We start from the raw sequence: 13,995 nt of genomic DNA on the forward strand, positions 1-13,995 counted from the left end.
GGAATTGTATGAATAGTGCTATTAGGTTTCGAAAATTTTGCTAGATTATGTTCAGATATCAATAAAAATCGAACAGGCCGGGCTTATGAATCAACAATTTCGTCAGGATGCCATTGTCGAGCTGGTTCGTCAGCACGGCTATATGAGTATTGAGCAGCTCACCGATCATTTTGCCGTGACACCACAAACCATCCGTCGCGATTTAAATACCCTGGCCAATGAGGGCCGGGTGAGGCGGGTGCATGGCGGAGTAGGAATCGAGTCGAGTACAGTCAATACCGCCTACAGCACGCGCAAGACACTGCATCTGGAAGAAAAGGAGCGCATTGCCCGCTGTTTAGCACAGCACATCCCGAATCACTCCTCTCTGTTTATTAATATCGGCACCAGCAATGAAGTGATTGCTCAAGCGCTGTTAGAGCACCAGGGCCTTGAGATCATTACCAATAATTTAAATGTTGCCGCTATCCTGCAACATAAAGAGGATTTCACCGTGATTATCGCCGGCGGTCAGGTGCGCTCCCGGGACGGCGGCATTATCGGTGAAGCAACGATCGACTTTATCAATCAGTTCAAAGTGGACTACGGCATTATCGGCATCAGCGGTATCGATGAGGATGGCTCACTGCTGGAGTTTGATTACCAGGAAGTGCGCGTTGCTCAGGCGATTATCGCCAATTCCAGGCGCATCTATCTGGCGGCGGACTACTCTAAATTTCACCGTAACCCGGTTGTTCGGCAAGGTAACCTGGAACAGCTGGATGCGCTATTTACCGACCGCAAACCCCCAGACGCGATTCAGCGCTTGCTGACGCAACACGATGTGGCGCTCTACATTGCTTAATGAGGTAGTTTCAGCCTTGAGCATTTTGGGCGGCTAGAGTAGCCTTGGATGATAATAAAGCGAAAACGTGGAAACCTCTGATTAACTATTGCGCTTGGCCATACAGCGTTAAAAATCGCCTCAAAATGCTCATTTACACCCCGTAAACTCCGCTTTTTCGTTGATTTTTGCCTTGTCTGGCCTGCGCTCATCGCGTTAATCAGAGGTTTTCAATCATACAAAATCGAAAGATAATACAACAAAGCGAACTCGATATGTCCTCTTTTATACTCGCCATTGATCAAGGTACCACCAGTTCTCGCGCCATTCTGTTTGACCGCCAAGGCCAGGTGGCCGCTGTTGCCCAGCAAGAATTCACTCAGCACTTCCCCCACGACGGATGGATTGAGCACAACCCCGAAGACATTTGGGAAACCGTGGTGGCGACTTGCCGAGATGTGATGCGTAACGCTGAAGTTTCCGCCGACCAAATAGCCGGGATCGGCATTACCAACCAGCGGGAAACCACTATTCTGTGGGATCGGAAAACGGGTAAGCCACTCTATAACGCCATCGTTTGGCAGGATCGCCGCACCTCAGATTTATGCCAGTCACTGCGCGATCAAGGCTATACCGATACCGTTCAAGCTAAAACGGGCCTATTGATTGATCCCTACTTTTCAGCCACCAAGCTTGGTTGGGTACTGGACAACGTTGAGGGTGCTCGGGAGCGCGCCGAGCAGGGCGAGTTGGCATTTGGAACGGTAGATAGCTTTTTAATCTGGCGGCTGACAGGCGGTCAGCAGCACGTGACCGATGCCACCAATGCTTCGCGTACAGCGTTGTTTAATATCCATACTCAGGAGTGGGATGAAGAGCTGCTGGCGCTATTTAATATTCCCGCCAATTTATTGCCCGAAGTGAAAGACTCCAGCGATGATTTTGGCACCACCGAAGCGCACTGGCTGGGTGCCGCGCTCCCCATTGCTGGGGTAGCGGGGGATCAGCAGGCTGCTTTAGTGGGGCAGGCGTGCTTTCAACCGGGGATGGGTAAAAGCACCTATGGCACAGGCTGTTTTATGATTGTGAATACCGGTGAAACGCCCTCGCTGTCGCGCAATCGCCTGTTGACCACCATTGGCTACCGGCTTCACGGTAAGCCGACCTATGCCATGGAGGGCAGTATTTTCGTGGCGGGGGCGACGGTGCAGTGGTTACGTGACGGCTTGAACCTGTTTGCCGATGCGTCAGAGACGGAGGCCTTGGCCCAGGAGACCCGCAGTGGCCACAGCGTTTATCTGGTGCCCGCCTTTACCGGCTTGGGCGCTCCACACTGGGATCCCAAAGCCCGCGGCGCTATTTTTGGGTTAACTCGCGATACCGGTATCGCTGAAATAGTCGCTGCAGGCCTGCAAGCGGTGTGCTATCAAACCCGAGACCTCCAGCACTGTATGAACGACGACATGGAGGCCGCACCAGGCACTTTGCGCGTCGACGGTGGCATGGTGAAGAACAGCTGGGTGATGCAGTTTCTTGCCGATATGCTGGGTGTCCAGGTGGATCGCCCTACGATTTTGGAAACCACGGCGCTGGGGGCTGCTTACTTAGCCGGGTTGCGTTTAGGTTGGTATCAAACCCTCGAAGAGATTGAGCAGCTGTGGCGCTGTGAGAAGAGCTTTATGCCTGCTATGGAGGAGACCACTCGCGAGCAGCTCTATCAAGGCTGGTTGGATGCGGTTTCGCGCGTGCGCTCCACGCCTTAGGTAATAACGATTTAGCCCACTACTTAAGCACACTATCTATTAACTCTTTCGATTCTTTATAATGCGGCGGCCAATTAAACCATTGGCCGCCTTTCTTCGCTTTTAGCGCCCCTCATGAAAGTCTTTAACACACTTAACACTTAATGAGTGTTTATGTAGTCGAGTTACAACCACCCCTGCTGCCAATGATGCATTGTGGGTTTTGTTGCAGTGAACCATAGTGAAGCCATGGATCAGGAGGGTGCTTCGTTATCCCGAGTCACTGCCCTGATCTCTGCTACAGAACCATAGCGCTTCAGTATTACCCGAGCGCTAAAGGCGAAGGTCTTGCAAAGCTTGTGACCGTTTCGCAGTTGCCGAACTGGGCACTTATCCGGCCCAGCATGAGTAGCAACGTCACCATACGTCGTTAACTAAGATGGCTGCTTTTTTTAACCGATAGTCGGTTAAGCAGCGGATGACCATACCATGAGGTATTACTAATGAACTGCATCGAACTGAGCCAACAAGCCGACAGCATCGCCAGCACTTTCAGCAAACAAGATCTCGCTAGACTTGTTGTGGCACTGAAGGGCAACCGTGAATCACTGCAGCATGCCGTTGAGGTCATCGACACAGTGGATAGCCGCTCAGGCTGCACACTGGAAGAAGCTTGGGATGAAGTGCTCTCAGGGGACTCTCAAATGCGAATTGAAGACGAAGAGTAGGGCATCGCTTATTGATTGTTTGAGCCCCCTCACTTAGGTGAGGGGGCTTTTTTACGCTAAACCGCTGTCGATGTCGGCGGAAGTGCAGTATCGCGATTTTGTTCGAAGTACTGGCTAAATCGATTTTCAGCATCGTCACCAAACAGTACCCGACACGCTTCCTTTAAACCTGTGGAATGGCGTAACTGCTCATGAGGTACCACCAGAGAAACTTTGGCGCGGCGGCGCAGGAAGTCCTCAAGCTGGGTGATCATCTCGTGGTCGCGGGCATGCTCAATTTCACAACGGATGTACTCAGTGCCTTCAATGAGGATTTCGCCCTGAGCGGGATCCTGACGAATTTTCTCCAGCATCGGTATGGCTTGATCGGCATAGCGCCGCCACAGCCGAGAGGAGAGCAGCTCCGATGACGTAGAGGCGGTCATGGCATCCAGGTTCATACGCTTGGCTTGATCCATAAACTGCTGTTTCACGGGCTTGGCAGGTTCCCCGTACCACCGAAAGTTGGGGTCTGAAAGTGAAACGCCCAGGCGGCTGATCTCTTCGGCAATCTCATCCCCCACGTTCAAACAGTCGGTAAGTTTGCCACCAAAGATGCTGATATGCGCACTCTCAACGTTGGTATCGACCACATGCTTGCGAGAAAGCTGTAAAAAGTCTCGGTCACTGCCCTGATCATCTTTGATGGCTAAAGGCCTTACGCCACAGCGTGTCGAGATAATGTCGTCTTGTGTGAGCGGTTGATCTAGCGTTAGGCGTTTATTGATATTTTCCAGCACAAAGGCGATATCGTCAGCAGTAACGTCCACCTCTGGATGCTCCATATGGGTATCGGTAGTGCCGATACAGGTGCGATTGCCCATGGGAATGACGAAGAACAGCCTTCCATCGTCGGCAAAAAATGCCAACACCCGCTGTGAATCGGTTAGCTGTGGAACGATGAGGTGAATGCCCTTGGAGTAGAGGTGATGATGGGTAGTCTTTTGGCCGGTCAGCTCGTTATGCTGATCTACCCAGGGGCCAGCAGCGTTGATTAATACCTTGGCATGAATATCGAAGGTGCTGCCATCCATCACGTTGTGCGCTTTGGTCACCCATAGGTCGCCGACCCGTTCGGCGCCGAGTGACTCGACGTAGTTGGCGGCAATTGCTCCATAGTTAAGCGCGTGGCGCACAAAGTTGAACACAAAGCGTGCGTCATTATCGTGGAGGTAGGCGTCGGAGTACTCGAAGCCGCCAACGGCGTCCTCAATATCGATAATGGGTTCTTGCTGCTTAATCTTGTTAGGCGAAAGCAGGCGGGGCAGTTTAGTGAAGCCGTTGCCCATCAGCCAGTAAAGCCAGGTGCCCGCCCATAGGTAGCGTGGTGAGTGGCGGAAACCTTTCGAAATAGTGGTCAGGAAACGAATCTCCTGCACGGTAGAGGGGTAACTCTTTATCAAGTGATTGCGGCTTTTGCACAATTTTCGAACCAGTGCAAAATCCTTGCTTTCCATGTATTTAATGCCTCCCCAAACTAAGTTGGAGGAGTGCATGCTGGTGCTGCCGGCGAAGTCGCCGCGATCAATCAGTGCGACTTTAGCGCCTTTTCCAGCCAGCGCCGCCGCAGTGGCCGCGCCATTGATACCGCCCCCTATAATCAGGGCATCAAAGGTCTCGGTAGGTAATTTTTCTATATTTCGATTTCGCAGTTTCATAGCGGATCCAATTAACAAATAAATAGCCCTGGTGCCCTGGGTGTTTTCTCTTGTGCTATGGCCTGCCGCCAATGAAACCCTTGCAGGGCGGTTGCCCACCCTGCAAGCGTTACGCGTGATTACTCTTGGCGCGTACCGGCTGCCATCCAGGCTTCCATCATTTCGTCATAAGGAACGGTGGTGCCTTGGGGCATTTCATTGTCCAGCTTGGCTTTGGGTGCGCCTTCCTGATCCAGCCAGTATTGCGGATCCTGCTCTTCATTGAGCACGGGCGCATAGCTGTCGAAGACGTTGGCCCTGGCTAGGCGATGCATGGTGCTGTCCATATCCGACGCCAGTTTGTCCAAGCCTTCCTGAGGCGTGACTTCACCACTCATGACAGGCGCCAGGTTTTGCCACCACAGTGGGGCCATGCGTGGGTAGTCAGGCACATTGGTGCCGGTAGGCGTCCAGTTCGACTCGTTGGGGCTGCGGTAGAACTCCACCAGGCCGCCTAATTTGGGGGCCATCTCGGTCATCTGCTCAGAGAAGATGTCAGATTCACGAATCGGCGTTAGACCGTGCATCAGTTTTTCCAAAGACACCGTTTTAGACACGGTGAACTGGCCGAACAGCCACGCCGCGGTGCGACGATCTTCCGGCGTTGAATCGAAGAACGTCCAGGCGCCTACATCTTGGTAGCCGACCTTCATACCCTCTTCCCAGTACGGGCCGGTGGGGGATGGAGCCATGCGCCATAGCGGGTTGCCTTCGTCATCGGTCACTGCGACTGCAGGGTCGGTCATGTCGGCAGTAAAGGCGGTGTACCAGAAAATCTGCTGGGCAATGTGTCCCTGCGCAGGTACCGGGCCAGCCTCACCAAAGGTCATGCCCTGTGCTTCAGGAGGGGCATAGTCACGCAGCCAATCGACGGCTTTTTGCATGGCAAATACCGAGGCCGGTGAGTTAGTAGCACCGCCGCGGCTTACGCTTGCGCCTACTGGCTGGCTATCTTCGTTGACGCGGATACCCCAGTCATCCACCGGGTTGCCGGAAGGGACGCCGGGGCTGCCCATACCTGCCATGGAGAGCCAGGAGTCGTGGAAGCGCCAGCCCAGTGACGGATCGCGGCGGCCGTAATCCATATGGCCATACACCTTGGTGCCATCTATTTCGCCGACATGCTCGGTAAAGAACTCGGCGATATCTTGATAGGCCGTCCAGTTAGTGGGAACGCCAAGAGGGTAGCCGTAGACCTCTTCGAACTGTGCCATCAGCTCAGGGTCGGTAAACCAGTCATAGCGGAACCAGTAGAGGTTAGCGAACTGTTGGGTGGGCAGTTGAAAGAGGCTGCCATCTGGCCCGGTGCCGTACTGCAGTCCAATAAAGTCGTCTAAATCCAGGGTGGGCAACGTATAGTCGGCCCACTCGTTCTCCATCGCTTCAGACAGGTTGATGGTGGTGCCATAACGAATATGCGTGCCGATGGAGTCGGTGTCATTGACGAAGCCATCGTAGATGCTGTTACCCGACTGCATCTGATTCTGCATGGTGTCCACCACATCACCTTCACCGATGATGTTGTGGGTCAGGTTAATGCCGGTCAGCTCACTAAAGGCTTCTGCAAGCACTTCACTTTCATAAACGTGAGTCGTGAGGCCTTCAGCCACGGTTTGAATATCCATGCCGCGGAAAGGCTCGGCAGCGTTGGCAAACCACATCAGCTCTTCGATCTGCTCTTCGCGGCTCAGGGTTGAGTTCTGGAAGTGCTCGTCGACCAAGCGTTCAGCGATGGCACGGGTATCCTGCTCTTGCGCTGACAGCGTTCCCGACGCCAGCAACAAGCTGGCGGCGAGGGTTGTCAGTTTGAATTTAGTCAGTTTGGATTTATTGTCGTGCTTTTGCATGTTGACCTCGTTTTGTTGTGTTCTTCCTTGATGGCTTGGCCGTCCTTGATACCGATTAAACGCTGATGGCATTTCCCAAGGGCTAGTCCCAAGGGCTATCCCCAGCGCATTAAAACCAGCAGCCATACGGCTGATACCGCTAGTGCTATCCAAATGGAAAGTGACGTGAAGCCGATCACGCCCAAATGGATAAAGGCTGCGGAGAGCAGGCCGATAAACAGCCGATCCCCGCGAGTGGTGGCAATGGGTAAAAAACCTTTGCGTTCAACAGTGGGCGACATGATCTCCCATACCGTCATGCCTGCCAGCATGGCCGCAATGGATGAAAAGAATATGGCGGTGGGCACTGTCCATACCATCCAAGACATAGCGAGATCTCCTCAGGTACGGCCCAGGGCAAAGCCCTTGGCGATATGGTTACGAACGAAGTAGACCACCAGAATGCCGGGAATGATGGTGAGTACACCGGCGGCGGCCAAAGTGCCCCAGTCAATCCCAGAAGCAGTCGATGTGCGCGTCATGATCATGCCAATGGGCTGGGCGTCAGTGGCTGTCAACGTGCGGGCCAGCAACAGCTCCACCCAGGAGAACATGAACAGGAAGAACAGCGTGACGCCAATGCCTGAGCGGATCATGGGGATAAAAATCTTGACGAAAAAGCGCGGAAAGCTATAGCCGTCGATATAGGCGGTTTCATCGATCTCTTTAGGCACGCTGCTCATAAAGCCCTCCAAAATCCAGATAGCAAGGGGGATATTGAACAGGCAGTGAGCCAGCGCGACGGCGATGTGGGTATCGAACAGGCCTACCGAGTAGTAGAGCTGGAAGTAGGGCAGCAGAAATACCGCAGGTGGCGCCATTAGGTTGGTCAGCAGCCAGAAAAATAGATGCTTGTCGCCAATAAAGGTGTAGCGGCTAAAGGCGTAGGCGGCGGGTAGCGCGACGCAGATGGTGATGAGCATATTCATCGCTACGTAGAGCATCGAGTTGACGTAGCCCATGTACCAGCTTGAGTTGGTGAAAATGCCGATGTAGTTATCAAAAGTAAGGTTCTGGGGCCACAGCGTCATCGAGCCGAGAATTTCGCTATTGGTCTGTAGCGACATATTGATCAGCCAGTAAATGGGCAGAATCATCAGCGCCAGATACAGGCCAAGCAAGAGACGCGAGCGCCAGTGTGCACGGGCGGTGCGGTTACGCCGCTTGGCCGGTGAAACCTTGCTAAAAATCGTGTTGTACTTTTCACCGCGCTGGGTGTTTTCGAGTTGATAGCTCATGTTAGGCACCTCCGTGCGGCGGTTTGTCTTTCTGCATATTCATAATGGTGGTGTAGAACACCCAGCTCACCAGCAGAATGACCAGGAAGTAGATCAGCGAGAAAGCTGCAGAAGGGCCTAAATCCTGTTGGCCGACAGCCATAGTGGTTAGTGATTGACTTAAGAAAGTGGTGGCGCTGCCCGGCCCGCCGCCCGTCAGTACAAAGGGTTCGGCGTAGATCATAAAAGAGTGCATAAAGCGCAGCAGCACGGCAATGACCAGCACGTTGGTTAGCTTGGGGAGCTGAATGTAGCGGAACACCGCCCATTTTGAGGCACGGTCGATACGTGCTGCTTGATAGTAGGCTTCGGGAATCGAGCGGAGACCGCTATAGCACAGCATGGCCACCAGCGGCGTCCAGTGCCACACGTCCATTAAAATGATGGTTACCCAGGCGTCGCCGGCATTACGGGTAATGTTGTATTCAATGCCCAGTTCGCGCAGGCCCCAGCCCATTAAGCCGATATCGCCACGGGTAAAGATTTGCCAGATACTGCCCACTACGTTCCAGGGAATCAGCAACGGCAGGGTAATCAGGATCAACACCGCCGAGGCTTGCCAACCGCGTTTGGGCATAATGAGCGCGATGCCAATCCCTAGCGGAATCTGAATAGCCAGAATAATCAGCGAGAACGAAATTTGGCGCAGAAACGCTGCCTGCAGCGCGTCGTCGTTGAGCATGCTTTGAAACCACTCAGTGCCGGTAAAAAAGCGTGCGTTCGGCCCGAGCACGTCCTGCACCGAGTAGTTGACCACGGTCATGAGCGGAATGATGGCGGAGAAGGCCACCAACACCAGCATGGGAAGCACCAGTAGCCAGGCTCTGTTATTGGGTACCTTGTTATTCATGACCAGCCTCCACCAGGTATTCATCGATATACAGCGCTACGTGAGCAGCATCGAAGTGCGCAAACGCCGCTTCACTGACCGGCGGATGGCCTTCGGGCAGGCGTGCCTTAAACGTTTGCTCGTTGAGTTTGAAGGTCAGCAGGGAGTAGGTGCCCAGGTCTTGCACGCTGGTCACCTGAATCGGCACGCTATTGGCCACTTCACTTGAGGAAATGGCGATAAACTCGGGGCGGATGCCTAGTTTTATATTGTTATGGCTAATATCGTTAGCGCTGGCATTGGCAGCGCTGGCGACAGCGTGTTTCATCTGCTCGCTAACCGGCAGTGGCTGTGTGCCGAACATTACCTGATCGTCGCGATATTCCACGGCCATAAAATTCATGCCCGGGCTGCCAATAAAGTAACCCACAAAGGTATGCGCAGGGCGCTCGAACAGCTCACGTGGGGTGCCGAATTGCACCACCTGGCCCTCATACATCACGGCAATTTTATCCGCGAAAGTAGAGGCCTCGAGCTGATCGTGGGTCACGTAGATCATGGTGATATTGAAGCGCTCGTGAATCTCTTTGAGCTTGCGACGCAGCTTCCACTTTAGCTGCGGGTCGATAACGGTGAGCGGCTCATCAAACAGAATCGCCGTTACGTCGTCACGTACCAGCCCACGGCCCATGGAGACCTTCTGCTTCTCGTCGGCGGTCAGGTTTTTGGCCTTACGATCCAGCAAAGGGGTCAGCTCAAGAATATCGGCGACTTCGAGTACCTTGGGTTTCACCCGGTACTCGGGGGTATTCATATTGCGCAGGGGAAAGGCAAGATTATCGAACACCGTCATGGTGTCGTAGATCACCGGAAACTGGAACACCTGGGCAATATTGCGCTCTTCTGGGGGCAGCTCATTGACCCGCTGACCGTCGAAAAGTACGTCACCTTCCGAGGGTTCAAGCAGGCCCGAAATAATGTTCAGAAGGGTCGATTTACCGCACCCTGATGGGCCCAATAGGGCATAGGCGCCGCCCTGGTGCCATACGTGATCCATCTGCCGGATGGCGTAATCCGCCGCACCTTTGGGCGTTTTTTCGTAGGAGTGCGCCAAGCCTTTTAGTGTGATCTCAGCCATGGGCAGCTCCTCCCTGACGTGCAGGAATATGTACCGTGTGACCCTGCTTGTCGAAGGCGTAAAGTTGATGGGTGGGGAAGTAAACTTTCAGAGGTTCATTAACACTAAACTGGTGAATACCCGCTAAGTGCAGCACTAAGGGGAAGCGTTCGTGGCGAACATGCAGGAAGGTTTCAGAGCCGCTAATTTCCGCTACATCCACATGGACATCCAGGGCCAGGTCATCGGCCTGTTGGGGTTGTAGAGTGAGATGCGAAGCTCGCACGCCAAAGTCGTAATCACCCGGTTCAAGACGCTTTAGCTCGTCATCGCAGGGAAAGTGAAGCGTTTGGTCGAAGGTGATCTCGCTGTCGGTCAGCTGACCGGGAACGATATTGATTGGGGGTTCGGAGAACATTTCTGCGCTAAAGCGGCCATTGGGCTCGCGATAGACCTGCTCGGTAGGGCCGTATTGGAGAAGCCTGCCTTCGTGCAGTACCGCCGTGTTACCGCCCAGCGCTAACGCTTCATTGGGCTCGGTGGTGGCGTATACCGCAATACAGTTACGCGCTTTAAACAGGTCACGCAACTCATCGCGTAGCTCTTCGCGGAGCTTATAATCCAGATTGACCAGCGGTTCATCAAACAGAATTAAATCGGCATCTTTGATCAAGGCCCGCCCCATGGCGGTACGCTGCTGCTGGCCACCAGAGAGTTCCTGCGGGTAGCGGTTAAGCAGGTGCTCGATATGCAGCATTTCAGCAATTTCGCCAACCCGTTTATCAATTTCGCTTTTTGGGTGTTTGGCCAGTTTAAGCGGCGACGCAATGTTGTCGTAAACGGTGAGGCTGGGGTAGTTGATAAACTGCTGGTACACCATGGAGACATTGCGTTTACGCACTGAGACGTTCGTGACGTCTTTGCCATCCATAATAATTTTGCCGCGGGTGGGTGGTTCAAGCCCCGCCATTAGGCGCATTAAAGTGGTTTTGCCAGCAAGTGTTCGCCCAAGCAGCACATTAAAGGATCCTGGCTCTAGGGCTAAGTCTATCCCACTGATATGGGGCACACCGTTAACGATGTGATCGATATTTTGCAAATGTAAGGACATGCCGATCTCGCTAGCGTCATTGTTGTTGGATAAGGTAGATCGTTTTCGTTTACGAAAGGCTAGTTGATCGTTTGCGAACTTGCAACGCGTTTTTGGTTCCTTGGTCTACGCATTTAGGTGTAGAAAGTGAACACAAAAAAGCCGACTCCTGGCATACAGGAGTCGGCTATCTTTACAGGTAATGCTTTGAAAAAGAGGTATTACTTAACGTTTTCTTCCTCCTGCTTAGGCGCTACCACAGGTTTTCCGTTGTGCTCGATCAGCGTGGACTTATTCTTGGCAAAGGCATCGTAGGCAAAATCGTCCACGGTGAGCATTTCCAGTACTTCGGCCTCGAAGGTACGCATAAAGTCGGCATCCTCTTCATTGATCAGGCCTTTTTCCAGACCGGCTTCTACACGTGCCTCAGGATGCAGCGCCGTTTGCGGGAGTTTGCCTTTAGCATACGCCTTGTTCACCGTGCGGTAGATCGCCTCGGCGCGGTCATAATCGACCAGCAAAGCGTTGTAGCGCGCCAGCGGGTTGCGCTGTTCACCGTCGTCTGCATCCCAGGTGTTTTCCAGCAGCTTGGTGCGCAGGGCACTGTGTGTAGACACACGCTTAGCGATATCCCGGGCCAGGTCATCGTGGGGTTTATTCCAGCGGCGACCGGTGGGCATTACTACGGCGTTGAGCGTTTTACCTAGCGCACGGTTGGGTAGATTATCGAAAATCTCCACAAACGCCTGCTCGGCACGCTGGAGCAGGAAGCGGCAGCTGTAGTGCAACAGCGCCTCTTCGCCTTCTACTTTACTGCCTGCCTGCCACTGCTTGAGTACCATTGAGGTGAGATAGAGGTTAGACAGCACATCCCCCAGCCGTGCAGAGATCATTTCACGTTTCTTCAGCGCTGAACCCAGGCTTGCCATGGCAGCATCGGCACACAGGCCAAAGCCAGCGGAGAGGCGGGCAATATCCTGGGCATAGGCGGCGGCGGGGCCGTCGAAGGGTACGCTGGCTTTACCAATGCCAAAGCCGAGGGTAAAGGCGCGCGCAGCGTTACCAAAGATCAAGCCCGCGTGACCGAAGAAGGCTTTATCGAACGCCTGCATATCGTTGGCGTCTTTGGCGGCCAGTTCTTCTAGTACGTAGGGGTGGCAGCGAATAGCACCCTGACCAAAGATCATCAGGTTGCGGGTCATGATGTTGGCGCCTTCCACGGTGATCGCCACCGGGTTGGCGCTGTAACCGATACCGAGGTAGTTGCGCGGGCCAAGAGTGACCGCCTTGCCGCCGTGAACGTCCATCGCATCGCTAAGCAATACGCGCTGGAACTCGGTCAACTGGCTCTTCAGGATGGCTGAGGGCACGGCGGGTTTTTCGCCGTGGTCGATCATATTGGCGGTTTGATACACGGTGGCCTGGGAGATATAGGCCAGCGCCGTCATGCGGGCGAGGGGCTCTTGCACACCTTCCATTTCGGCAACCGGCACGTTGAACTGACGACGAACACGGGTGAAACCGCCGCTCCAGCCCAGGGCGTAACGCGCGGTGCCGGTGGCGCCTGACGGCAGCGTGATGCAGCGGCCGATAGACAGACACTCCACCAGCATCCGCCAGCCCTGGCCGATCATGTCTGGGCCGCCAATGATGGTGTCCAGCGGAACAAAGACATCTTTGCCGATAATCGGGCCGTTCATAAACGGGCTGCCGATAGGGTGGTGACGGCGGCCGATTTCCATGCCGTCGGTATCGCGGGGAATCAACGCCAGGGTAATACCGCGATCTTCTTCGTCACCCAGCAATTTTTCCGGGTCAAACAGACGGAAGGCAAGACCAACGACTGTGGCGATGGGCGCCAGAGTGATCCAGCGTTTTTCGAAGTTAAGGCGCAGGCCGATCACTTCTTCGCCGTTAATGGTTTGCTTACATACAACGCCAGTGTCTGGCAGCGAGGTAGCGTCAGAACCTGCGCGGGGGCCGGTGAGGCCAAAACAGGGGATCTCGCGGCCATCGGATAAGCGCGGCAGGTAATGATCTTTCTGCTCTTGGGTACCGTATTTAAGCAGCAGCTCGCCAGGGCCGAGGGAGTTGGGTACGCCCACGGTCACCATCAGGGTTTCATTGACGGAGAGCTTCTGCAGTACCATGGACTGAGCCTTAGCCGAGAAGCCAAGACCACCGTACTCCTTCGGAATAATCATGCCGAAGAAACCCTCTTTTTTCAGGTAGTCCCAAAGCTGCTGGGGCAGGTCGGCGCGCTCCTGGGCGATGTCCCAGGCGTTGCACATGCCAGCGGCTTTCGCACACTGATTGGCTAGGAAGGCTTTCTCATCGTCGCGTAGGCCATCGTCTTTAAAGGCGAGCAGTTTTTCCCACTGGGGTTTGCCTGAAAATAGCTCTCCGTCCCAGGAAACGCTGCCCGCTTCCAGAGCTGTGCGCTCGGTGGCGGAAACTTTGGGGGCGACTTTTTTAAAGGTGGCGAATAAGCGCGGTGTGAGCCACTTGCGACGCAGTGCAGGCAGGCCTGCCACGGCTACTGCCGCAGCGCCAAGAAGCAGCAGACCACCAATGATTTCCGCGTCAAACAGTAGGCCAACAAGGCCTAATACGCCAAACACAGCTAGCGCCGCGGGAGCGCCTGCTTCGCGACGCATGACCACGAGCAAGCCGACAATGGCGAGCACGATCAGAAGTAGGGTGAGCATAGGTTATCTCTCTTTTTGCTGGCCACTGTTGCAGGCCGACTGTTGTTAATAAAACGCGA

11 protein-coding genes are annotated in these 13,995 nt (G+C 54.2%); 3 read left to right on the top strand and 8 right to left on the bottom strand.

Annotated features, from left to right (window positions below):
* The first annotated feature begins 85 nt into the window (after positions 1-85).
* The 3 genes from RO22_RS11540 to RO22_RS11550 all read left to right on the top strand — a co-directional run bounded on the left by RO22_RS11540 (position 86) and on the right by RO22_RS11550 (position 3,293).
* The gene (locus RO22_RS11540) at positions 86-844 is read left to right on the top strand and encodes a DeoR/GlpR family transcriptional regulator (RefSeq protein ID WP_022523714.1); all 759 of its coding nucleotides are present in this window, start codon (positions 86-88) and stop codon (positions 842-844) included.
* 254 nt (positions 845-1,098) lie between these two features.
* On the top strand, positions 1,099-2,586 hold the full coding sequence (gene glpK / locus RO22_RS11545) for a glycerol kinase GlpK (RefSeq protein WP_027959230.1): 1,488 nt from the start codon (positions 1,099-1,101) through the stop codon (positions 2,584-2,586).
* Between the two features lie 482 nt (positions 2,587-3,068).
* Positions 3,069-3,293, top strand: coding sequence for a hypothetical protein (locus RO22_RS11550; protein ID WP_022523712.1), 225 nt, complete (start codon positions 3,069-3,071; stop codon positions 3,291-3,293).
* A 56-nt stretch (positions 3,294-3,349) separates the two neighbouring features.
* Here the strand turns inward: RO22_RS11550 and RO22_RS11555 are convergent, their stop codons facing one another.
* From RO22_RS11555 to RO22_RS11590, 8 genes are all read right to left on the bottom strand, one after another.
* Positions 3,350-4,990, bottom strand: coding sequence for a glycerol-3-phosphate dehydrogenase/oxidase (locus tag RO22_RS11555; RefSeq protein WP_039858288.1), 1,641 nt, complete (start codon positions 4,988-4,990; stop codon positions 3,350-3,352).
* 119 nt (positions 4,991-5,109) lie between these two features.
* Entirely contained in the window at positions 5,110-6,876 is a 1,767-nt protein-coding gene (locus RO22_RS11560) for an ABC transporter substrate-binding protein (RefSeq protein WP_022523710.1), read from the bottom strand.
* 95 nt (positions 6,877-6,971) lie between these two features.
* Positions 6,972-7,244, bottom strand: a complete 273-nt coding sequence (locus RO22_RS11565) for a DUF2160 domain-containing protein (protein WP_022523709.1) — start codon at positions 7,242-7,244, stop codon at positions 6,972-6,974.
* Between the two features lie 12 nt (positions 7,245-7,256).
* Positions 7,257-8,153 (bottom strand): carbohydrate ABC transporter permease, encoded by an 897-nt coding sequence (locus tag RO22_RS11570; RefSeq protein WP_027959233.1) that lies wholly within the window; start codon positions 8,151-8,153, stop codon positions 7,257-7,259.
* A 1-nt stretch (position 8,154) separates the two neighbouring features.
* Complete coding sequence (locus RO22_RS11575; RefSeq protein ID WP_022523708.1) at positions 8,155-9,042, bottom strand: carbohydrate ABC transporter permease; 888 nt, start codon at positions 9,040-9,042, stop codon at positions 8,155-8,157.
* Positions 9,035-10,159: an ABC transporter ATP-binding protein gene (locus tag RO22_RS11580; RefSeq protein ID WP_027959234.1), complete on the bottom strand. Its 1,125-nt coding sequence runs from the start codon at positions 10,157-10,159 to the stop codon at positions 9,035-9,037. Before RO22_RS11580 ends, RO22_RS11575 begins: the two co-directional genes overlap by 8 nt.
* Positions 10,152-11,249 (bottom strand): ABC transporter ATP-binding protein, encoded by a 1,098-nt coding sequence (locus RO22_RS11585; RefSeq protein WP_022523706.1) that lies wholly within the window; start codon positions 11,247-11,249, stop codon positions 10,152-10,154. Before RO22_RS11585 ends, RO22_RS11580 begins: the two co-directional genes overlap by 8 nt.
* 200 nt (positions 11,250-11,449) lie before the next feature.
* The gene (locus RO22_RS11590) at positions 11,450-13,936 is read right to left on the bottom strand and encodes an acyl-CoA dehydrogenase (RefSeq protein WP_039858290.1); all 2,487 of its coding nucleotides are present in this window, start codon (positions 13,934-13,936) and stop codon (positions 11,450-11,452) included.
* Between the last annotated feature and the right edge of the window lie 59 nt (positions 13,937-13,995).

It is taken from the genome of Halomonas sp. KHS3 (assembly GCF_000830495.1).
GTDB classification, from domain to species: Bacteria; Pseudomonadota; Gammaproteobacteria; order Pseudomonadales; family Halomonadaceae; genus Vreelandella; species Vreelandella titanicae.

What these genes read in the sequence shown, in the direction of transcription:
- RO22_RS11540 (WP_022523714.1), top strand. Translation starts at nt 86, where the DNA reads ATGAATCAACAATTTCGTCAGGATGCCATTGTCGAGCTGGTTCGTCAG.
- glpK (WP_027959230.1), top strand. Translation starts at nt 1,099, where the DNA reads ATGTCCTCTTTTATACTCGCCATTGATCAAGGTACCACCAGTTCTCGC.
- RO22_RS11550 (WP_022523712.1), top strand. Translation starts at nt 3,069, where the DNA reads ATGAACTGCATCGAACTGAGCCAACAAGCCGACAGCATCGCCAGCACT.
- RO22_RS11555 (WP_039858288.1), bottom strand. Translation starts at nt 4,990, where the DNA reads ATGAAACTGCGAAATCGAAATATAGAAAAATTACCTACCGAGACCTTT.
- RO22_RS11560 (WP_022523710.1), bottom strand. Translation starts at nt 6,876, where the DNA reads ATGCAAAAGCACGACAATAAATCCAAACTGACTAAATTCAAACTGACA.
- RO22_RS11565 (WP_022523709.1), bottom strand. Translation starts at nt 7,244, where the DNA reads ATGTCTTGGATGGTATGGACAGTGCCCACCGCCATATTCTTTTCATCC.
- RO22_RS11570 (WP_027959233.1), bottom strand. Translation starts at nt 8,153, where the DNA reads ATGAGCTATCAACTCGAAAACACCCAGCGCGGTGAAAAGTACAACACG.
- RO22_RS11575 (WP_022523708.1), bottom strand. Translation starts at nt 9,042, where the DNA reads ATGAATAACAAGGTACCCAATAACAGAGCCTGGCTACTGGTGCTTCCC.
- RO22_RS11580 (WP_027959234.1), bottom strand. Translation starts at nt 10,159, where the DNA reads ATGGCTGAGATCACACTAAAAGGCTTGGCGCACTCCTACGAAAAAACG.
- RO22_RS11585 (WP_022523706.1), bottom strand. Translation starts at nt 11,249, where the DNA reads ATGTCCTTACATTTGCAAAATATCGATCACATCGTTAACGGTGTGCCC.
- RO22_RS11590 (WP_039858290.1), bottom strand. Translation starts at nt 13,936, where the DNA reads ATGCTCACCCTACTTCTGATCGTGCTCGCCATTGTCGGCTTGCTCGTG.